21 protein-coding genes are annotated in these 19,404 nt (G+C 66.7%); 13 read left to right on the top strand and 8 right to left on the bottom strand.

Annotated elements, in window-relative coordinates:
* From ACLPJJ_RS13730 to ACLPJJ_RS13720, 3 genes are all read left to right on the top strand, one after another.
* A partial coding sequence (locus tag ACLPJJ_RS13730; RefSeq protein ID WP_443591556.1) for a cytochrome ubiquinol oxidase subunit I occupies positions 1–665 on the top strand: 665 nt, incomplete at its 5' end.
* 27 nt (positions 666–692) lie between these two features.
* The gene (gene cydB, locus ACLPJJ_RS13725) at positions 693–1,832 is read left to right on the top strand and encodes a cytochrome d ubiquinol oxidase subunit II (protein WP_443591555.1); all 1,140 of its coding nucleotides are present in this window, start codon (positions 693–695) and stop codon (positions 1,830–1,832) included.
* 12 nt (positions 1,833–1,844) lie between these two features.
* Entirely contained in the window at positions 1,845–2,036 is a 192-nt protein-coding gene (locus tag ACLPJJ_RS13720) for a hypothetical protein (protein WP_443591554.1), read from the top strand.
* 191 nt (positions 2,037–2,227) lie between these two features.
* On the opposite strand, the gene ACLPJJ_RS13715 is transcribed toward ACLPJJ_RS13720, so the two are convergent.
* From ACLPJJ_RS13715 to ACLPJJ_RS13695, 5 genes are read right to left on the bottom strand one after another with little or no spacing between them, the layout of a single operon-like run.
* A complete protein-coding gene (locus tag ACLPJJ_RS13715; protein WP_443591553.1) occupies positions 2,228–2,578 on the bottom strand; it encodes a carboxymuconolactone decarboxylase family protein in 351 nt (116 codons plus the stop codon).
* Between the two features lie 26 nt (positions 2,579–2,604).
* Entirely contained in the window at positions 2,605–2,937 is a 333-nt protein-coding gene (locus ACLPJJ_RS13710) for a rhodanese-like domain-containing protein (protein WP_443591552.1), read from the bottom strand.
* Between the two features lie 11 nt (positions 2,938–2,948).
* The gene (locus ACLPJJ_RS13705; RefSeq protein ID WP_443591551.1) at positions 2,949–3,293 is read right to left on the bottom strand and encodes an ArsR/SmtB family transcription factor; all 345 of its coding nucleotides are present in this window, start codon (positions 3,291–3,293) and stop codon (positions 2,949–2,951) included.
* 53 nt (positions 3,294–3,346) lie between these two features.
* Positions 3,347–5,047, bottom strand: a complete 1,701-nt coding sequence (locus ACLPJJ_RS13700; protein ID WP_443591550.1) for an adenosylcobalamin-dependent ribonucleoside-diphosphate reductase — start codon at positions 5,045–5,047, stop codon at positions 3,347–3,349.
* On the bottom strand, positions 5,044–5,853 hold the full coding sequence (locus tag ACLPJJ_RS13695; RefSeq protein ID WP_443591549.1) for a hypothetical protein: 810 nt from the start codon (positions 5,851–5,853) through the stop codon (positions 5,044–5,046). Before ACLPJJ_RS13695 ends, ACLPJJ_RS13700 begins: the two co-directional genes overlap by 4 nt.
* Before the next feature lie 118 nt (positions 5,854–5,971).
* On the opposite strand from ACLPJJ_RS13695, the gene ACLPJJ_RS13690 reads away from it, so the two are divergent.
* Positions 5,972–6,640 (top strand): glycine zipper family protein, encoded by a 669-nt coding sequence (locus tag ACLPJJ_RS13690; RefSeq protein WP_443591548.1) that lies wholly within the window; start codon positions 5,972–5,974, stop codon positions 6,638–6,640.
* Between the two features lie 24 nt (positions 6,641–6,664).
* On the opposite strand, the gene ACLPJJ_RS13685 is transcribed toward ACLPJJ_RS13690, so the two are convergent.
* The gene (locus ACLPJJ_RS13685) at positions 6,665–6,994 is read right to left on the bottom strand and encodes a hypothetical protein (protein ID WP_443591547.1); all 330 of its coding nucleotides are present in this window, start codon (positions 6,992–6,994) and stop codon (positions 6,665–6,667) included.
* Between the two features lie 279 nt (positions 6,995–7,273).
* Positions 7,274–7,498: a hypothetical protein gene (locus tag ACLPJJ_RS13680; protein ID WP_443591546.1), complete on the bottom strand. Its 225-nt coding sequence runs from the start codon at positions 7,496–7,498 to the stop codon at positions 7,274–7,276.
* 177 nt (positions 7,499–7,675) lie between these two features.
* Between ACLPJJ_RS13680 and ACLPJJ_RS13675 the strand changes: the two genes are divergently transcribed.
* Positions 7,676–8,545 carry a LysR substrate-binding domain-containing protein gene (locus ACLPJJ_RS13675; RefSeq protein ID WP_443591545.1) on the top strand — a complete coding sequence of 290 codons (870 nt, stop codon included), beginning with the start codon at positions 7,676–7,678 and terminating at the stop codon, positions 8,543–8,545.
* Here the strand turns inward: ACLPJJ_RS13675 and ACLPJJ_RS13670 are convergent.
* Entirely contained in the window at positions 8,511–9,725 is a 1,215-nt protein-coding gene (locus ACLPJJ_RS13670; protein WP_443591544.1) for an NAD(P)/FAD-dependent oxidoreductase, read from the bottom strand. The two genes, ACLPJJ_RS13675 and ACLPJJ_RS13670, sit on opposite strands and share 35 nt — an antisense overlap.
* Before the next feature lie 132 nt (positions 9,726–9,857).
* Between ACLPJJ_RS13670 and gmd the strand changes: the two genes are divergently transcribed.
* The 8 genes from gmd to ACLPJJ_RS13630 all read left to right on the top strand — a co-directional run bounded on the left by gmd (position 9,858) and on the right by ACLPJJ_RS13630 (position 19,165).
* Complete coding sequence (gene gmd / locus ACLPJJ_RS13665; protein ID WP_443591543.1) at positions 9,858–10,841, top strand: GDP-mannose 4,6-dehydratase; 984 nt, start codon at positions 9,858–9,860, stop codon at positions 10,839–10,841.
* Positions 10,841–11,758, top strand: a complete 918-nt coding sequence (locus tag ACLPJJ_RS13660; protein ID WP_443591542.1) for a GDP-mannose 4,6-dehydratase — start codon at positions 10,841–10,843, stop codon at positions 11,756–11,758. Before gmd ends, ACLPJJ_RS13660 begins: the two co-directional genes overlap by 1 nt.
* Positions 11,759–11,760: 2 nt before the next feature.
* Complete coding sequence (locus ACLPJJ_RS13655) at positions 11,761–13,167, top strand: glycosyltransferase family 4 protein (RefSeq protein ID WP_443591541.1); 1,407 nt, start codon at positions 11,761–11,763, stop codon at positions 13,165–13,167.
* Entirely contained in the window at positions 13,161–14,354 is a 1,194-nt protein-coding gene (locus ACLPJJ_RS13650) for a glycosyltransferase (RefSeq protein ID WP_443591540.1), read from the top strand. Before ACLPJJ_RS13655 ends, ACLPJJ_RS13650 begins: the two co-directional genes overlap by 7 nt.
* Positions 14,351–15,424 carry a glycosyltransferase gene (locus ACLPJJ_RS13645; protein ID WP_443591539.1) on the top strand — a complete coding sequence of 358 codons (1,074 nt, stop codon included), beginning with the start codon at positions 14,351–14,353 and terminating at the stop codon, positions 15,422–15,424. The genes ACLPJJ_RS13650 and ACLPJJ_RS13645 overlap by 4 nt, the downstream gene beginning before the upstream one ends.
* A gap of 9 nt (positions 15,425–15,433) precedes the next feature.
* On the top strand, positions 15,434–16,726 hold the full coding sequence (locus tag ACLPJJ_RS13640) for an anthranilate synthase component I family protein (RefSeq protein ID WP_443591538.1): 1,293 nt from the start codon (positions 15,434–15,436) through the stop codon (positions 16,724–16,726).
* Positions 16,723–17,490 carry an aminotransferase class IV gene (locus ACLPJJ_RS13635; protein ID WP_443591537.1) on the top strand — a complete coding sequence of 256 codons (768 nt, stop codon included), beginning with the start codon at positions 16,723–16,725 and terminating at the stop codon, positions 17,488–17,490. Before ACLPJJ_RS13640 ends, ACLPJJ_RS13635 begins: the two co-directional genes overlap by 4 nt.
* Before the next feature lie 520 nt (positions 17,491–18,010).
* Positions 18,011–19,165, top strand: a complete 1,155-nt coding sequence (locus tag ACLPJJ_RS13630) for a patatin-like phospholipase family protein (protein WP_443591536.1) — start codon at positions 18,011–18,013, stop codon at positions 19,163–19,165.
* Positions 19,166–19,404: the final 239 nt, after the last annotated feature.

Below are 19,404 nucleotides of genomic sequence, written 5' to 3'. Positions count from 1 at the left end.
AGCAGGCTGGCCCGCGCATCCTGAACGGCATCAAGGCGATCAACGCCCTGCAGCAATACGGGCAGACGCATGACGCCGCTTCGCTGGCCACCTTCAAGCAGTACGAGCAGGACATGGGCTATGGCTTCCTGGCCCAGAAGAACGCGCCGAACCAGGATCTGACCCAGATCACCCCGGCGAACCAGGATGCCATCGTGGCGCAGACCGAGAAGGACACGATCCCGAACGTGTTCGTCACCTTCTGGTCCTTCCGCATCATGATGTTCCTGGGCTTCTACTTCGTCGCCCTGTTCGCCTTCTCCGCATACTACTCGCTGCGTAACGAGCTGGAGAAGCACCCGATGCTGCTGAAGGCCGCGATGTGGTCCATCCCGCTGCCGATCCTGGCCTGCGAGTTTGGCTGGATCACCGCCGAGGCCGGCCGTCAGCCCTGGTCCGTCTTTGGCTGGCTGCCGACCTTCCAGGCCGCCTCGAGCCATCCGGTCGGGTACATGGTGTTCTCGCTCATCGGCTTTGCTGCGCTGTACAGCGCCTTCATCGCCGCCGAGCTGTACCTGATGTTCAAGTTCGCCCGCCTCGGCCCGCAGCACCATGCGGAACCGGCCGTGGGTGGCGGCGCCACGATGTTCGGCAAGCCGCAGCTGGCCGACAAGTCCTGGCAATAACGCCGCACCTCTCAGGAGATTTTTCAAATGGAACTCTACGTCGTTCTTAAAGTTATCTGGGCGGTGCTGTTAGGCGTGCTGCTCACCGGCCTCGCCGTGATGGTGGGGATGGACATGGGCGTGGGCACCTTGCTGCGCTTCGTCGGCAAGACCGACGGCGAACGCCGCGCGGCGCTGAACATGATCGGCCCGCACTGGGACGGTAACCAGGTGTGGTTCATCCTGGGCGGCGGCGCCATCTTCGCCGCCTTCCCCACCCTGTACGCCACCTCCTTCTCGGTGTTCTACGTCGTCATGATCCTGCTGCTGTTCAGCATGATCATGCGTCCGGTGGCCTTCGAGTACCGTTCCAAGGCCGAGGGCACGAAGTGGCGCGGCACCTGGGACTGGGTCTTCCTGATCTCCGGCGCAGTGCCGATGATCGTGTATGGTGCTGCCTTCGGCAACGTCATGGAAGGTGTCGGCTACCACTACAGCTGGACCGGCCAGTACTTCCAGGACGAGTCCTTCCTCAGCTACCTGCTTAACCCCTTCGCGGTTATGTGCGGCGTGCTCTCGCTGAGCCTGGCGATCGCCCAGGGCGGCACCATGCTGATGATGCGCGGCGAGGAGCCGATCTATGGCCGTGCCCGCAAGGCAGCCATTGGCGGCGCCATCGTGGCGGCGGTGCTGTTCGCCGTGGGCGGCGTGTGGGTCGCCCACCTGAACGGCTATGCCTTCACCTCCGCGGTTGACCCGAACATGCCCGCCAACCCGCTGAACGGCCCGACCGTGGCCGTGCAGGCCGGCGCGTGGATGAACAACTACCACAGCTACCCCATCCTGTGGGTGCTGCCGGTGCTGGGCTTCGTGGGCATGCTGGGCGGCGCGCTGATGAATGCGGCACGTAAGCCGGTGGTGGCTTGGTGGTGCGGCGCCGTGGCGTGGATTGGCGTCATCTTCACGGTGGGGACCAGCATGTTCCCCTTCCTGATGCCGTCCTCCACCAACCCGGACCAGAGCCTGACCGTGTGGAACGCCTCCGGCTCCGAGTATAATCTTAGCTGGATGCTGCTCTTCGCCCTGGTCTTCACACCGGTCATCATCGCCTACACCTCGTGGTGCTTCTACGTGATGCGCGGCAAGGTGAAGGTGGATTCCATCACCCCTGACTCGCACAGCTACTAAGGAGGCCTGATTATGGGTAAATTCTTCAAAATCATCGGCCTCGCGGCTGCCCTGGCCCTGGCTCTGTTCATGGCGGTGATCACCGGTGACTTCGGCGCCTGGTACTTCGCCTGGCTGGTGGGCACGACGATGATCGTGCTCATCGCAGCGGCCGGCGCGGTGCTGTTCGACACGCAGGAAGCCAACTCTAACGGTAAGGTGTAATAATGCTCGGCGATCTCGAAGGCCTGATCATCTTCATCCCCTTCCTTTATCTCGGCTTCACGGTGGTGGCGTATCTCGCCACCCGCAAGAAGTTCCCGTAAGCGAAGCGGCATAACGCAAATGACCCGCGGCGGAGCGTATCCGCCGCGGGTTTTTTTATGGACCCAGGGTAAACAAAAAGAAGGAGCTGTTCAGCCCTGCGCGGCCTTGAGCTGGTCGAAGGCTTCCAGCCCCTGCGCGGCGTACATCACCGAAGGCCCGGCGCCCATGTAGATGGCCATGCCCATGGTCTCCAGCACTTCCTCGCGCGTCGCGCCGTGCTTTGCGGCAGCCTCGGCGTGATAAGCGATGCAGGGCTGGCAGCGCACGGCCACGCCGATCGCCAAAGCGATCAGCTCCTTGGTCTTCTTGTCCAGCGCCGTGCCGCCGTTCGCGCCCTGGGCGAGGGCAGAGAAGCCCTTCATCACATCAGGCGCGCCCTGGCGCAGCGCTTTCACGCCGCCATTCATGCTCTCGATCAGTTGCAGCCAGTCTTGCATCATGGTCAATTCTCCTGTGGTGGAACGGCTCAGCCGCGTTTGACGGGCAACCCCGCCTGGGCCCAGGCGTTAATGCCCCCGGCCAGATGCCCGGCAATCTTCACCCCGGCCTTGGCGCATTGCTCCGCCGCCATGGCCGAGCGCTTGCCCACGCCGCAATGCAGCACGACGTCGCCCTTGGGCAGGGCGTTGGGGTCGAAGCTGGAGAGCGGCTGGCAGACCGCACCGTCGATGCGCGCGGCATCATGCTCGACGTGCTCGCGCACATCCACCAGGATCACCTCGCCCCGCGCCAGGGCCGCTTCCAGCTCCCTGGGCGTGAATTCTCGAAGATCGGTCTTTTTGCCTGTGAAAAACAGCATGTTGGCTACCTTTAGTCGTCGTTGGCGGGGGTTGCTTCGGTCTGGCACATAGCCTCGGGCGCGCAGAAGAGTTCGAACAGCGTTTCCAGGATTCGCCGGGCGGGCATGCTGGCGATGCCGTAATAGATGGTCTGCGCCTCACGCCGCGCGGTCACCAGCCCATCCCGCCGCAGCAGGGCGAGGTGCTGGGAGACGGTGGAACTGCGAAGGTCCAGAAACGCCGCCAGCTCGCCGACCGAGCGTTCCCCTTCCAGCAACTGGCAGAGGATCATCAGCCGGTGCGGATTGGCCAGGGATTTCAGCAGCTCGCTGGCCTGGTCCGCTGCCGCGTGCATGGCTGTGGGATCAATATTCATTATTGCGAATATACGAATATTTGAATGTTAAGCAATACCAAAACACGCATGCTTCATCCCCGCGCGTTCAGCACACCGTTCACCGCCAGCGGGCGGAACACCGTGCAGCCCTTGAGTCCCAGTTCATAGGCGGTCCTGAAGGTGCCGGCGAAATCGGTGAAGCCGCATGTGGCGGGCAGGTTGATGGTCTTGGCGATGGACTGGTCCACATGCGCCTGCAACGCCGCCTGCATGCCCAGATGCGCCTGCACCGGCAGCGCCTCGGTGGTGACGAAGGCGGGCGGCAGTTCCCCGCCATGTTCCTGCCGCCACAGCCGCACGGCATGGTCGGTCACCGTCACGCGCTGCCTGGTGCCGAGCGCGTCGAGTATCGTGCGGTCAGCCTCCGCGGCGAAAACCGGTTCGATGCCGGAGGAGACATTGCCCGCGAGCAGGCTGATGGTGCCGGTGGGGGCGATGGCAAGCAGATGGCTGTTGCGGATGCCGTGTTCAGCGATGGCGTCGCGCACATCCTCGGGCAAAGCGCGGATGAACGGCCCGGCCAGATACGCATCGCGCTGGTACGCGGGGAAGGCCCCCTTCTCCGCCGCCAGCGCAATGGAGGCGCGGTAGGCGGCGTGGCAGATCCCGCGCATCACCCCGCTTGCCCATTGGCGCGCGGCCTCGGCTCCGTAATCCAGCCCGAGCATGACCAGCGCATCCGCCAGCCCGGTGACGCCAAGCCCGACGCGGCGCTTGGCCCGCACCTCCTGCGCCTGGGCGGGCAGCGGGAAATGCGAGACGTCCAGCACGTTATCCAGCATCCGCACGGCGACGGGCACGGCTTCCATCAGCGCCTCCATGTCCAGCCGCGCCGATGGGGAAAACGGCTCGCGGATGAAGGCGGTGAGGTTGAGCGAGCCGAGATCGCACCCGCCATAATGCGGCAGCGGCACCTCCCCGCACGGGTTCACGGCGCTGATCCGCTCGCAATAATGCAGATTGTTCATGCGGTTGATCTGGTCGATGAACAGCACGCCGGGCTCGCCGCTGGTGAAGCTGGCGAGCATGAGCTTGTCCCACAGCTCGGCCGCGTTCACCTCACGCGCCACACGGTACGGCGGCGCGACGGGGAAGATGAGCGGCCAGGGCGCACCCTCGGCGGCGGCGCGCATGAAGGCGTCAGTCACCAGCACCGAGAGGTTGAAATGACTGAGCACGCCTTGCTGGCGTTTGGCGGCGATGAACGCCTCGATATCCGGGTGGTCACAGCACAGGGTGGCCATCATCGCCCCCCGCCGCGCGCCGGTGGACTGGATGGTGGCGCACATCGCGTCCCACACCGCCATGAAGGAGACGGGGCCGGAGGCGATGTTGCCCGCGATGCTGGCTGGCAGCCCGCGCGGACGCAGCGTGGAGAAATCATACCCCACGCCGCCGCCCTGCTGCATGGTCATCGCCCCTTCCTGCAGGGCGCGGAAAATGCCGGGGATGGAATCCTCGACCTCGCCCATGACGAAGCAGTTGAGCAGCGTCACCCGGCGCGGCGTGCCCGCCCCGGCGATCACCCGCCCGCCGGGGAGGAAGCGGAACCCCTCCAGCGCCTGATAGAACCGCGCCGCCCAATCCTCGCGCCCGGATGGTTCGGCCTGCGCCAGGGCGGTGGCGACACGGCGCCAGGTGGCGGCAATGTCCGGCTCGGCACTGCCGCCATGGCGGTAGCGCTGGGCCCAGACGATGCGGGCGACTTCGGTCTCCAGTCCGGCGATGGTCATGGCGGCGGCTCCGAGGAATCGAAAACCACCATATAGGTTCCGGCATAGGGGAACGGATCACCATCCGGGGGCAGAACGGCGGCAACGGCCGGGTCATACGCCGCTTGCCGCAGGTAATCGGCATCGAGCACGGCATGGCGGTCGAGAAACACGTTCATGGGGGCGGAGACGCGCACGCAGCCCTCGGAAGCCGGCCGCCCCAAGAATTGCTCCAGCACATCCGGATCGGTGGCGTGAACCGCCAGGCGTATCTCGTTTGTCTCGCCATCGGTCCGCCAGCCCTCCACCGCCGTCTGCCAGCCGAAATCCCACACCCGGCTGCCTTTTATCCCCAAGCCGCGAATATGCTCCTCGTTATATGTGCCGAGTGCGCGGTAATCGAGAATACCGGCGGTGTGCGGGAACACCCCGGTGGGAGTGATGAAATAGCCATAGAGCCCGGCCACGCCGGTGGAGACCTTGCCGCCGCCGATGACCTGCCACGGCCCGGTCGGGGTGGCGAAGATCACCCGGAGTTGCTGCACCGCCGGGTTGCGGTCCACGGCGAGGACGAGCTGCGGGGTGCTGAGCGTGTAGGGCGACGCGGCGAACGTCGCCTGGGTGCGGGCGATCCAGGCGGCGTCATCAGCGGGGCTGCGCGGGGCGTCATCAGGAACCTCTCGCGCCATGTCCTCGCGCAGGGTGACGACCGGCGCACTGTAGGCCGACGGCGGTACTGCGGCCTGCGGGCGCGGCGGCGCGGCAGTGCAGCCGGCCAGCGCCGCAACGACGCCGAGACACAAGGCAAATCCGGCAAGATTGCGCATGATGGTAAAAGGCTAGACCATCCGCCGAACCGGGCTTTGACCAAAGTCAATGCCGGGGCCCGAACAGGCGTATAATTTGCGTAACGTTAAGACCCGCAAATGGCGGGGGGATCTCCAAATGAAAATGCGACATGTCTCTCTTGGCGCCGCCGTCCTGCCGCTCATGCTCGGCGGCTGCGCGGTGACGCCGCCCACCGGCCCCAGCATCATGGTGCTGCCCGGCCCCGGGAAAACCTTCAACGCCTTCCAGGTGGATGATTATGACTGCCGCGCTGCCGCGGAGCAGAGCATTGGCTATGCCGCGGGCGCTACCTCTCAGGCGGCGCAGCAGAACGGCGCCGCGAGCGCGGTGGCCGGCACGCTGATGGGCGCCGCGGCGGGAGCGGCGATCGGCGCGGCTGCCGGCAATGCGGGAGAGGGGGCGGCCATCGGCGCCGGCAGTGGGCTGGTCCTGGGTACTGCCTCAGGTGCTGCGAATGCGCAGGCATCGCAGGCCGGTCTGCAATGGCAATACGATGTCACCTACGGCCAATGCATGGCGGCCAAAGGCAACAGCGTGCCGCCGATGCCGCCGGCCGGCCCTTACGGCTATGCCTATCCGCCGCCTTATGGCGCCTATCCCGGCTACGGTTACTTCTACCCGCCGGTCACGTTCAGCTTCGGCTGGGGCGGATGGTACGGCGGCGGATGGCACGGCGGCGGCTGGCACGATGGCGGATACGGCGGAGGCGGCGGATGGCACGGCGGCGGATACGGTGGCGGGGGGTTCCACGGGCCGCATCATTAGCCCGCGAAACGAACAGCGAAGCGTTTACGAGCGGGTGACGTAAACCTGAACGGTCTGACCGTTCTTCTGCGCAACACCGTTCCAACCAGCGTGAACCGGGGTCTGAGCGGCGTTGGCCGCGTGACCCATCAGCTCAGGGTGCGGGTTTTCCATGGTGGGGTAGGCGGAAACCAGGGCGATGTTGTCATAGCCCTGGGCGGTTAGCTGAGCGGCCAACTGGGCCTGGCTTTCAGGGCCCGAGACCGGAACCTGCACGGTGGCAACCCGGGAGAAAAGACCCGAAGCAGCAGCCGGCTGGGCAAGGCCAAGCAGAGTGGCAGCAGCCAGGGCAGCAGCAGAGGTGGAGAAACGCATGGGAGTAATCCTTAGGGAGTATTTCTGTGAGGGTTCCGACTTCAAGGCGGTGTTTCCGTCTTCGCTGGGCGATATGGACCCTCTTGCCAAAACTGATAATCCGGTGAATTTTTCTTTCACTATAAACAAATGGTTCATAGTCCGAGGACGGAGGTGGATCGGCTGGCAAAGCGCCAGAAACGACGAACCCCCGCCCGGCATAAGCCCGGTGCGGGGGGTTCCATTCGTCCTACGGGCCGGCACCGCCGCTAAGGAGCGGCGGCGGCGCAGCCGTTCAGCTCAGCTTGCGGATTTTCCATGGTGGGTTTTCACGGTCAGAGCGGTTTGGTCGTCATGCCCCTGGCCGCTCAGCTGATAGGCCACCAGTCGGGGCTGGCTTTCAGTGCCCGAGACCGGCGCCTGCACGCTGGCAGGACGGGTGAAAAAACCGTTCGCCGCAGCCGGCTGGGCAAGGCCAAGCAAAGTGGCGGCAGCCAGGGCAGCGGCAGAGGTGGAGAAACGCATGGGAGTAATCCTTAGAGAGTATTTGTGTGAGGGTTCCGACTTCAAGGCGGTGTTCATCGCCGTCTTCGCGGGGCGATATGGACCCTCTTGCGGAAATCGATAATCCGGTGAATTTTTCTTTCACTATAAACAAATAGTTCATAATCAGGGGGGGGGGATATGGATCGTCTGGCGAAAATGACCGCCTTTGCAAAGGTGGCGGAAACAGGCAGCTTCACCAAGGCGGCGCGGGCGCTGCGAATGTCGCCCACCATCATCAGCAAGCATGTGCGCGAGCTTGAGGAGGCGCTGGGCGTGCGCCTGCTCAACCGTACCACGCGCCATGTCAGCCTCACCGAAATCGGCAGTATCTACTACGAGCACTGCGCCGACCTGCTCACCCAGCTTGAGGCGCTGGAGAACATTGCCGGCGAGATGCAGAACACCCCCACGGGCGTGTTGCGGGTAAGCGCACCGCTGGCCTTCGGCAGGGCGCGGATCGCGCCGCTGCTCCCGCGCTTCGCCACCGCGTACCCGAACGTCGCCGTCGAGATGATCCTGACCGACCGCTACGTGGACGTGGTGGAAGAAGGGTTCGACATGGCGGTGACCATGAACCAGCTGCCGGAGACGAGCTACATCACCCGCACGCTGGTGAATACCGGAACCGTGCTCTGCGCCGCGCCGGAGTACCTGGCCCGGCACGGCACACCTGCGACGCCCGAGGACCTGACAACGCATAACTGCCTCGTCGTGATCAACGCGCAGCTCGGTGCGCCATGGAGTTTCACCGGTGCTGACGGCGCCACGCACACCATAAAGGTGAGTGGAAATTTCCGCACCAACAGCGCCGCGGCGGGGCTGGAAGCGGCGATGCAAGGCCAGGGGCTGGCGCTGCAGCCGGATTTTCTCGTTGAGCAGGCACTGCGCGACGGACAGATGGCACGGGTGCTGCCGGAGTACGCCACGCCGCGACTCACCTTCCGCATGGTCTACCCGCCCGGCCGGCACCTCACCGCCAAGCTGCGCGCCTTCATCGATTTCCTGGTTGCGAATCTCGCCAGTTGAGCACCCCTTGCCCCGCCGCCCTGCCGGTGGCCAGGCAGGCTTGCAGCAGATAGCCGCCTGTGGGCGCCTCCCAGTCCAGCATTTCTCCGGCCGCGAACACGCCGGGATGGCGGCGCAACATCAGATGCTCGTCCAGCTCCGTGAGCTTTATGCCTCCCGCCGTGGAGATGGCCCGCTCCAGCCCGGAAGGTGCCAGCAGGCGAACCGGGAGGGATTTGATAAGCCCGGCGAGGGGAGCCTCCACCCCGGCGTGCCGGGCCTCCTGCATCAGGCCGATGGCCACCGGCGACAACCCCGCCCGTTTGCGCAGCCGGGTGGAGAGCGACTCGCTCCCCCCGCCCGCCAGCCGGGCGGCGAGCGCCTCGGCGCTGAAATCCGGGCGCAGATCAAGGCTGAGAGTGGCAGAACCATCCCGCGCGATCATCTCCCGCGCCAGGGCCGAGACGGCATAGACCGCGCCGCCCTCAAGCCCGTCTTTGGTGATCATCAGCTCGCCCGGCACCGCCACATCGCCACAGGCGAGGGTGATGCGCTTGAGCGGCGTGCCGGCGAATTTCTCAGCGAAATGCGCCGACCAGCCGACCGTGAATCCGCAATTCGCCGGGCGCAGCGGAGCGATCTCGACATCAGGCAGCAGCGCCGTCCACCCGCCGGTGCTGCCCAGGCGCGGCCAGGAGGCGCCGCCCAGCGCCAGCACCACCACATCCGCCTCGTGGGCGGTGCCGTCGGCAAAGCACAGGCGGCCATGGGCGTCCCACCCCTGCCACTCGGCGCGGGTGACGAACGTCACGCCCAGGCTTTCCAGCCGCCTGATCCAGGCGCGCAGCAGCGGGCTCGCCTTCATCACATTGGGGAAGACACGGCCGCTGCTGCCCACAAAGGTGGACTGCCCCAGCCCCGCGCACCATTCGCGCACGGCCTCGGGCGGAAATTCCGCCAGCCAGGGCGCGAGCCACGCCTCGCCCGCGCCATAGCGGGCGAGGAAGCGCGGCATCGGCTCGGAATGGGTGATGTTGAGCCCGCCCCGCCCGGCCATGAGGAGTTTGCGCCCCACACTGGGCATGCGCTCGAACAATGTAACCGCCAGCCCGGCCTGGGCCATCACCTCGGCAGCCATGAGCCCGGCGGGGCCGCCACCGATGACAGCGGCGCGGAAAGGGGTAGGCGTTTGCGTATCCACGCGTCCTTATGCACCGGCAGACGGAGAGAATGCCAGACTGCGGGCCACTCTGGTCATTTTCGCCGGGGCCATGTTAGGTTGCAGCATCCGCAACCATGAACAAGCGCGCCAGCGCGACACCAAGGTGACCCCATGAAAACCTGTCTCATCACTGGCGTAACAGGACAAGACGGCGCGTATCTGGCGCAGCTGCTTCTGCAAAAAGGTTACCGCGTCGTCGGCCTGCTGCGCCGTTCCGCATCGTCGGACATTGTGGGCGAGCGCATGCGCTGGCTTGGCATTCTTGACGATGTGGAACTCATCGACGGCAACCTCACCGACATCTCCAGCCTGATCCGCGTCATGCAGAACGTGCAGCCGGATGAGGTCTATAATCTCGGGGCGCAGAGCTTCGTCGCCGCCTCCTGGAACCAGCCCCTGCTCACCGGAGAGGTGACCGGCATGGGTGCCGTGAACGTGCTGGAAGCCGCGCGGATCACCGGGCTCAAGGCGCGGGTCTATCAGGCGTCGTCGTCGGAAATGTTCGGGCTCATCCAGGAGCCGCAGCAGAGCGAGAAAACGCCGTTCTACCCGCGTTCCCCCTATGCCGCGGCGAAGCTCTACGCGCATTGGATGACCGTGAACTACCGCGAGAGCTTCGGCATGCATGCGTCTTCCGGCATTCTGTTCAATCATGAGAGCCCGCTGCGCGGCATCGAGTTCGTCACCCGCAAGGTCACCGATGGCGTGGCCCGCATCAAGCTCGGCCTGGCGAAGGAATTGCCGCTCGGCAATCTCGAGGCCAAGCGCGACTGGGGCCATGCGCGCGACTATGTGCGCGCGATGTGGCTGATGCTGCAGCAGGACACGCCGGATGATTACGTGATCGCCACCGGGCGGACGACGAGCATCCGCGAGTTCTGCCGCATCGCCTTCGCCCATGCCGGCCTGAACTACGAGGATCATGTCGTCACTAATCCGAAGTTTCTTCGCCCGGCCGAGGTCGATGTCCTGCATGGCGACGCGACGAAGGCGCGGCAGAGGCTCGGCTGGCAGCCGGAAACCTCGCTGGAGGATATGGCCGCGGAAATGGTGGAGGCGGATCTGGCCCGGCACCGCGCACGCCTGGGCAAGTGATGCCCGGCCCGGTCCTGGTCACGGGCGCCGGCGGCTTCGCCGGCCGCCATGTCTGCGCGGAACTCGCCGCGTCCGGCGCAGAGATCATCCGTTCCCAAGCCAGAATCACCGACCGTGCCGCCGTGCGCGCGCTGATCGGTGAAAGCCAGCCCGCCTGCTGCCTGCATCTCGCCGCCATCGCCGCCATCGGCGTGGCGCGGGCCGAGCCGGACCGGGCCTGGGACGTCAACCTGCACGGCACGCTCAACATCGCCGCGGCAATCCGCGATCTGGCGCCGCAATGCCGGCTGGTCTTCATCTCCTCCGCCGATATTTACGGCGGCAGCTTCCGCGCCGGCCATGCGCTGGACGAGCAGGCGCCGCTCGCGCCACTGAACACCTACGCCGCGACAAAGGCCGCCGCCGACCTTGCCCTCGGCGCCATGGCGGCGGAGGGACTCTCCGTGCTGCGGCTGCGCGCCTTCAACCACACCGGCCCGGGCCAGAGCGAGAATTTCGTCATCCCCGCCTTCGCCCGCCAGATCGCGCGGATAGAGGCCGGGCTCGCGCCGCCGGTCATCCGGGTGGGCGCGCTGACGCCGGAGCGGGATTTCCTCGATGTGCGCGATGTCGCCCGCGCCTATGTGGCGGCCATCGCCCGGGCCAACATGCTGCCCAGGGACACGATCCTGAACATCGCCTCCGGCACACCGCGGCGGATCGGGGATATCCTCACCTCGCTCCTCGCACTCTCGAAAGTGGAGGTGCGCATCGAGGAAGATGCGGCGCGCCTCCGACCATCCGACATCCCGCGCGCCATCGGCGATTCACGCCGCGCGCGGGAGTTGCTGGACTGGCAACCCCGCATCGCCTGGCAGGACACGCTGGCTGATGTACTCAACGACTGGCGCGCCCGCGTGCGCAACGAGGAAGGTTAGACATGCGTATCTGGATCGACGTGGAAGATCTCTTCCAATACGCCGCCCATGTGAGCCGCCCCAGCGGCATCCAGCGCCTCGCCTTTGAGCTGCAGCGGGCGATGCTGGCCCTCGCCCCAGAGGAGGTGCGCTTTGTGCGCCACGGGGCTCCGGGGAAAGGCTTCGTGAGCGTGAACTTCGCCGAGGTCGAAGCCCTGTTCGTCAATCTCGCCAAACCGGCAGCCCCGGCCAAGCCGCAGCCTCCCGCCGCTCACGCACCCCGCCCGGCCAGCCTGGCCCGGCGCATTGGGCGCCGTGTGATGGCCGCACTGCCGCCGGATGTCGTCACCCCGCTGCGCCAGTTCCGCGCCCGGCAGGTCGACGCACTGCGGGCCCTGCGCGACGCGGCGCGTGTAGGCCTGCGCGAGGCCGCGCGCGCATCTATCCGCACAAGCAAGGTCCGCCCCTCGGCCCCGCGCCGCGAAACCACGCAGGCCTTTGAGGCCGCCGCCGCACCGGGCGACTGGCTACTCAGCCTCGGCTCGCCATGGCAGGCCGAGAATTATGCCGGGCTGGTGAGTATGGCATGTGCACGCCACGGACTGCGTTTCGCGCTGCTGGTCCACGACATCATTCCCCTGCGCCGCCCTGAATGGTGTGACAAAAATGTCGTGAACGCCTTCAGTGCCTGCTTCCACAACTTGGCTCCCCTCGCCGAGCAGATCATCTCCGTCTCCCGCACCACCGCCGAAGACGTCGAGCGCTATGCGGCGGAAACCGGCTTGGCGCTGAAAAGCCGTATAGAGCCGATCCCGCTTGGCACCGGCTTTGGCCACACACCCGCGCCTCTGCGCTCGGAACGCCTGCCGCCACCGGGCTCTTTCGCCCTCATCGTCTCCACCATCGAGGCCCGCAAGAACCACACGCTGCTGTTCCGCATCTGGCGGGAGCTGCTGGCCACCATGCCGCACGAACAGGTGCCCACCCTGGTCTTCGCCGGGCGGGTGGGCTGGCTGGTGGCGGACCTCATGCAGCAGCTGGAAAACGCCGACTGGCTTGACGGCAAGATCCGCCTGATCGAGGCGCCGAGCGACTGCGAACTCGCCGCACTTTACGAGGATTGCCTGTTTACGCTGTATCCCTCGCTGTACGAGGGCTGGGGGCTGCCGGTGACCGAGAGCCTTGCCCATGGCACGCCATGCCTCGCCGCCAATGCCACGTCGCTGCCTGAGGCGGGCGGTACGCTCGCCCGGTATTTCGACCCCGATAACCTGCACGACGCCGTGCGCGCGGTGCGTGAGGTGCTGGATAATCCGGCGGCCCTGGGCGCGTGGCGAGCGGAAATCCAGCAGAACTTCCGGCCCGTCAGCTGGAGCGAGAGCGCCGCCGCGACGTTGCGCATCCTGCGCGCGCCGGATGGCGCATGCTGAGCCTCGCCCACCGCGCTTGGCGGCTGTTGCCGCGCGAGGCGAGGCGCACGGCAATGACGCGCGTGGCCGCCATGGTCGCGGTGCCGCCCGGCCCGGCCCCCGCCCGCAGCGACGGCGCAGTGATCGCCGGTGACATCGACGGGCGTAACGGCATCGCCGAGAGCGGCCGCATCCTCGGCCAGGCGCTCGCCGCCCGTGGCCTGCTGCGCGGCACCATGCCGCTGGGCCTGCCGAGCGTGGTGCCCGCCTTCACCGGCACGCTGCCGCCGGGGGCGGCGGTCATCACCGTGGTCAACGGCCCGTTTCTGCCCGTCGGCCTTGCCCGGCTTAAGCCACGCAACATGCTCCGTGGGCGGCGGATCATCGGCCTGTGGGCCTGGGAACTCTCCCGGGTGCCAGCCGAATGGGCCATTGGGGCAAAATTTTTGCATGAAATCTGGGCGCCAAGCCGCTTCTCGGCAGAGGCGTTCCAAGCGATCGCCCCGGGCCGCGTCCGCGTCGTTCCCCTCCCTCTTGTTACCCAACTGCCCTTCGCCGTCGCGGGGGACCGCGCCTCATTGGGCCTCCCGGCTGATTGTTTCATTGTGCTCAGCGCGTTCAACCTGGCCTCCAGCTGCACCCGCAAGAACCCCTTCGGCACCATAGCCGCCTTCAAGGCGGCGTTCGGCGCGAGCCAGGACGCGCTGCTCGTGCTCAAGCTCACCGGCATCGCGCATTACCAGGACGATCTCGCCGCCATCCGCGCCGCCGTGGGCGATGCGCCGAATATCCGCGTGATGACGGAAACCGTGAGCGAGCCGGAACTGCGCGGGCTGATCGCGGCGAGCGACGTGGTGCTCTCCCTGCACCGCTCCGAGGGGTTTGGCCTTATCCCAGCCACCGCGGCACTGCTTGGCGTGCCGGTCGTGGCGACGGGCTATTCCGGCAATCTGGACTTCATGGACCCGGCCAACAGCGGCCTTGTGCGCTACCGGCTTGTGCCCGCGCGCGATGAGCGCGGTGTTTACGCGGTCCCCGGCGCCGAATGGGCTGACCCGGACATTGAGGACGCTGCCGCGTGGCTACAGCGCCTGTTCAACGACGCGGCCTTGCGCGCCAACCTCGGCACCGCCGGGCAGCGCCATGCCTTGAACACGCTGGGGCGCGAGGCGCTGGACACGGCGCTCGCCGCCAACGGCATCGGGTGAGAACACTCGTCTGGCATTGGGGGCGGCGCGGGGCCGGGCCGATTTTCGCGGCAAGGCTGGCGGAGGCGCTGAACACGCTGCCGGGCCAGAGCGCCGCGCTCTCCCTCGCCGCCGGGGCGGAGATATTGACCGGCCCGGATGCCCCGGCCTGCGACTGGCGCGAGCCCACCTACGGGAGCAGGCTCGGCTTCATCGCCCAGCGGCTTGCCTCGCCCTTCCTGCGCCGGCGCACCGAGGCGCATTTGCGCCGCCTCGCCCCGGATATTGCCCTGTGCGCCATGCCCGCGCTGCTCGATATCCGCATGACAACCGCGCTGCGGGGGCTTGGCATCGGTTACGCCGTGATCGTGCATGACGCCGAACCCCACCCGGGCGACGCCTTGAGCTTCCTGGCGCTCGACCAGACCCGGCTGCTGCGCGGGGCAAAGCATCTGTTCTGCCTCAGCGGGCATGTGGAGCAGGCGCTGCGCGGCCAGGGCTTCGGCGCCAACGGCCAGACGCTGACAAAGCTGTGGCACCCGCCAATCGGCCTCGCCGGCACCGTACCCGCCGCGCGGCCGACATCCCGGCCGCGGCTCCTCTATTTCGGCCGCCTGCTGCCCTACAAGGGGCTGGACCTGCTGGCCAATGCGCTGGAGTTCCTGGGCGCGAACCGGCCCTTCGAGCTGCGCATCTGCGGCGACGGCCCAAGCTCCCCGGCGCTTGAGCGCCTTGAGGCCATGGCGGGGGTTTCCGTGGAGCGCCGCTGGTTCGCGGATGCCGAATTGCCCGGCCTGCTCGCCTGGGCGGACGCGCTGGTGCTGCCCTACCGGGAGGCCAGCCAGTCGGGCGTTGCGGCGCTGGCGCTGGCCGCCGGGCGGCATGTGCTGGCCACCACCGTGGGCGGCCTGCCGGAGCAGCTCGGCGGCCAGCCGAGGGCCATTCTCTGTGCGCCGAACGCCCCCGCCATCGCCAAGGGCTTGCTGGAACTGACGCAGCTCCTGGCGCAGCCCGCCTCAGCCGCCGCCGCTGCCGCGCCCGGCTGGCACGCCATGGCCGCCGCGATCGCCGCCGTCATCGAACGCAGCTAAACGGGCACGATGATCGCCGAACTGCCCTATCTCCCGCCCGAGGCCGCCTTTGCCGCCTTGGCCGATACCCCCGGCCTCGCCTTTCTGGACAGCGCCGCTGTGGGCGATCCACGGTCCCGCGTCAGCTATCTCTGCCTTTCCCCCCGCGCCACGCTGCGGCTGGAGGCCGATCCCTACGCCACGCTGCGGCACTGGATGGCCTCGCACACGCCACCCACACGGCCGGAAACCTGGCCCTTTCCCTTCGCGGGTGGGGCGGTGGGGTGGATCGGCTACGATCTCGCCCGCGAGGCCGCAGGTGTGGCCAGCCGGTTCGCGCCCATGCCCGGCCTGCCCGGCGGCTGGTTCGGGCTCTACACTACGTTGCTGGGGTTCGACCCCGAGGCGCGGCGGCTGTTCTATCTCGGCCCGGAAGAGGACCTGCCCGGCATTACCGCCAGACTGCAAACCACGCCCGCCCTGCCGCCTGTGCCGCCGCTGCGCTGGGCGCCGGAGATGAGCCGCGAGACCTACCGCGAGGCCCATGAGCGGCTGCGCGCCTATATCGCGGCGGGGGACATCTACCAGGCCAACCTCACCCTGCGCTTCATCGCGCCGCGCTCGGACGGGCTGCCGCTGGCAGCCATGCACATGGCGCTGCGGCGGCTCAGCCCCGCCCCTTTCGCCGCCTGTATCCAGCACGAGGGTTTCGGCCTCGCCTGCGCCTCGCCCGAGCGCTTCCTGCGCCTTACCGCCGATGGCGAGGTGGAGACGCGGCCCATCAAAGGCACCGCCGCACGCAGCGACGACCCTGACGACGACGCCACCGCCGCCGCGGCTCTGCACGCCAGCCCCAAGGAGCGCGCTGAGAACCTGATGATCACCGACCTGCTGCGCAACGATCTCGGCCAGGTGTGCCAGATAGGCTCGGTGGCGGTGCCGGAACTCTGGGCGGTGGAGAGCTACGCCCAGGCGCATCACCTCGTCTCCGCCGTTACCGGGCGGTTGAAGCCCGGGCTGGACGCGTTCGACCTGCTCGCCGCCACGCTGCCCGGCGGCTCCATCACCGGCGCGCCCAAGCGCCGGGCCATGCAGATCATCGACGAGCTGGAAGCCGGGCCGCGCGGCGCCTATTGCGGGGCGCTGTGCTGGATCGGGTTCGACGGCGCCATGGACAGCGCCATCATCATCCGCACGCTGACCGCCACGGCGGACGCGCTCTACGCACAGGCGGGCGGCGGCATCACCTGGGACAGCGTGGCCGAGGCGGAGTATGACGAAGCCATGGTGAAGATTTCTCCCCTTCTGGCACTGGGCCAATGAACGTCTGGCTGAACGGCGCGCTGTGCCCGGCAAGCGAGGCGCGCATCGACCCGGCGGATCGCGGCTTCCTGCTGGGCGACGGCGTGTTCGAGACCATGGCGGCCCATGCCCGCGCGGTGCCGGAGCTTGCCCGGCATTACGCCCGGCTCTGCGCGGGGGCGGCGCTGCTGCACATCCCCGTGCCGCTGGACAGGGAAAAGCTGGCGGAGGCGATTCACGGCCTGCTCGCCGCCAATGGGCTGGAAGATGCGGCGCTGCGGCTGACGCTGACGCGCGGCACCGGCCCGCGCGGCCTGCTGCCGCCAAGTGCTGCCACCCCTACCCTGCTCATCACCACCGCGCCCCTGCCGCCGCCCGGCGGGAAGCTGCGTCTGGTCACCAGCCGCATCCGGCGCGACGAGGATTCGCCGCTCAGCGCCATCAAGAGCCTGAACTATCTGCCCGGGGTGCTGGCGCGCATGGAGGCCGCCGAGCGCGGCGCCGATGACGCGCTGATGCTCAACCGCGCCGGGCGCGTGGCCGAGACAAGTGCGGCCAATTTGTTCGTGCGGCTGCACGGCGCCTGGGTGACGCCGCCGGTGAGCGAAGGCGCGCTGCCGGGCATCAGGCGCGCCTGCCTGCTCGATGCCGGGCTGGTGCGCGAGGCGCCGGTGACGGTTGAGGAACTGCGGCAAGCCGAGGCCGTCTGCGCGGGCAATGCCCTCTCGCTGCGCCCCGTCTCGGCCATCGACGGCTACAGCCTGCCCAGCCTCAACACGCCTTAGGGCATTCAGCTAAAAGCCGAGCGCTCTAAGTTGTGCAGGTTTCGGGACAAGGGGCAGCGTGGCGGATGACCGGGCAAGAAACAGGGTGGAATTTTGGAGGCAATGCGATTACGTAATGATGCGGACGATGGAACTTTCGCGTTTCTCAACAAAAATTTCTTTTTGAGAATAGTTCACGTCGTTGATAAAATAGCCGCTACTTTATTCATTGCTGATCTATTTGACCGCGTAGCCGGGCACGAAGACTTGCCGACCATGCTTCGCCGCAGGGGAAGATGGGGGAGCGGGAATGGGGCCTGTTAGCGGATCGGCAATCGAGACGCTTTCAGGCGAAGCCGGGCGCGGTGCGGTGAGAGGCTCCACCAGCGGAGCGGGAACTATTACTTTGGCTGCGGGGAACCTGTCACGTCCTGGAGTGCATCTGATGACATCGGCTAATGCCTCGGCCCCTTCGCGGCGACGTTTGCTCACTGGCATCGCGGCCACCTCCCTGGTGTCCGGGTGCACAGCGCTGTCCCGCATGCCGGCTGTTCCAGAGGCGCCGGCGTGCGATGTTACCGTTCTCGGGCTGCGGGACATCCGCTACTGGGGGGATGAGGCGTCGCCGCAGTTGGTCCAGGAGGGCTTTGAGAGCTACCAGCGCGAGATGGCTTATCTAAAGCTGCAGGGACACACCGGACCGTTGCCCGAGGCCGACTTCCTGGCCATCTCCGGCGGTGGTGAGGACGGTGCCTATGGAGCAGGCCTGTTGGTCGGGTGGAGCGCGGCAGGCACACGGCCGGCCTTCAAGCTGGTCACAGGCATCAGCACCGGGGCGCTGTCGGCTCCGTTCGCCTTCATGGGGTCCGCTTACGACCCGCAACTCACGAAGGTCTATACCGGCATTACCGCGAAGGACGTATTGTCCGAGCGCGATTTCATCGCCATCCTGATCAATGACGCCATGGCCGATAACCGTCCCTTGCGGAACACGGTGTCGCGTTTTATCGACCAGAAATTTTTGGCTGGCATCGCGGCGGAGTATAATAAAGGGCGGCTTCTGTTCATCGGTACCACCAACCTGGACGCCGGCCGGCCTGTGATTTGGAATATCGGCAAGATTGCAGCCAGCGGCGCGCCCGGCGCAAGCAAGCTCATCGAGGATATCCTGCTGGCGTCGGCGGCCATTCCGGGCGCGTTCCCGCCAACCATGATCACAGTGGAATGCGGTGGGATTCCACATCAGGAGATGCATGTCGACGGGGGCGCAAGCGCCCAGGTGTTCGTCTATCCTCCGGCATTCAACTTGCGCCGTTTTGGGCAGGCCAACGGCATAGCCCGCACCCGCAAGCTCTACGTGATCCGCAACGCGCGCCTCGACCCCAACTGGATTCAGGTTAAGCGGCAAACCCTCAGCATCGCCGGACGTGCGATATCGACCCTTATCCAAACGCAGGGAGTCGGCGACCTCTACCGACTATATGCCGTCGCCTTGCGTGACGGCGTGGACTTCAATTTGGCCAACATCCCCAGCACGTTTACCCAAACATCAAGCATGCCGTTCGACAGAAGCTATATGAACGCGCTCTTTAAAGTTGGATATGAAGCAGCCGAAGGCGGCTATCCGTGGAGCAAGTTCCCGCCGGGCTTTGACAGCATCGAGCAGGAATCTGTCTCCAACGATCCGGTGACGTAGAAGAAGGAGCGCGGAACGCGCGTGAAAGCCGGCTGCCGTATCAGGGGCTAGTGTTCTGAGCTAGACGGATGATTCGCTAACTTGGCGAGATGTGCGAGTCGGTATTCATGAGGACCGACGAGGAGATCCAGCTTTCGCCTGAGGACCGGCATCCGGTTCATCGTCAATCTCGAGGCAGGCAAGCCGACGTGCCAGCTGGGCATGGCCCTGCGGGTCGGCAAGACGCTGGGGATCCACAT

This window comes from Acidocella sp., assembly GCF_052326845.1.
GTDB lineage: Bacteria > Pseudomonadota > Alphaproteobacteria > Acetobacterales > Acetobacteraceae > Acidocella.
The sequence above is the reverse complement of the archived record's forward strand: the minus strand, read 5'-3'. Positions and strand labels throughout refer to the sequence as shown.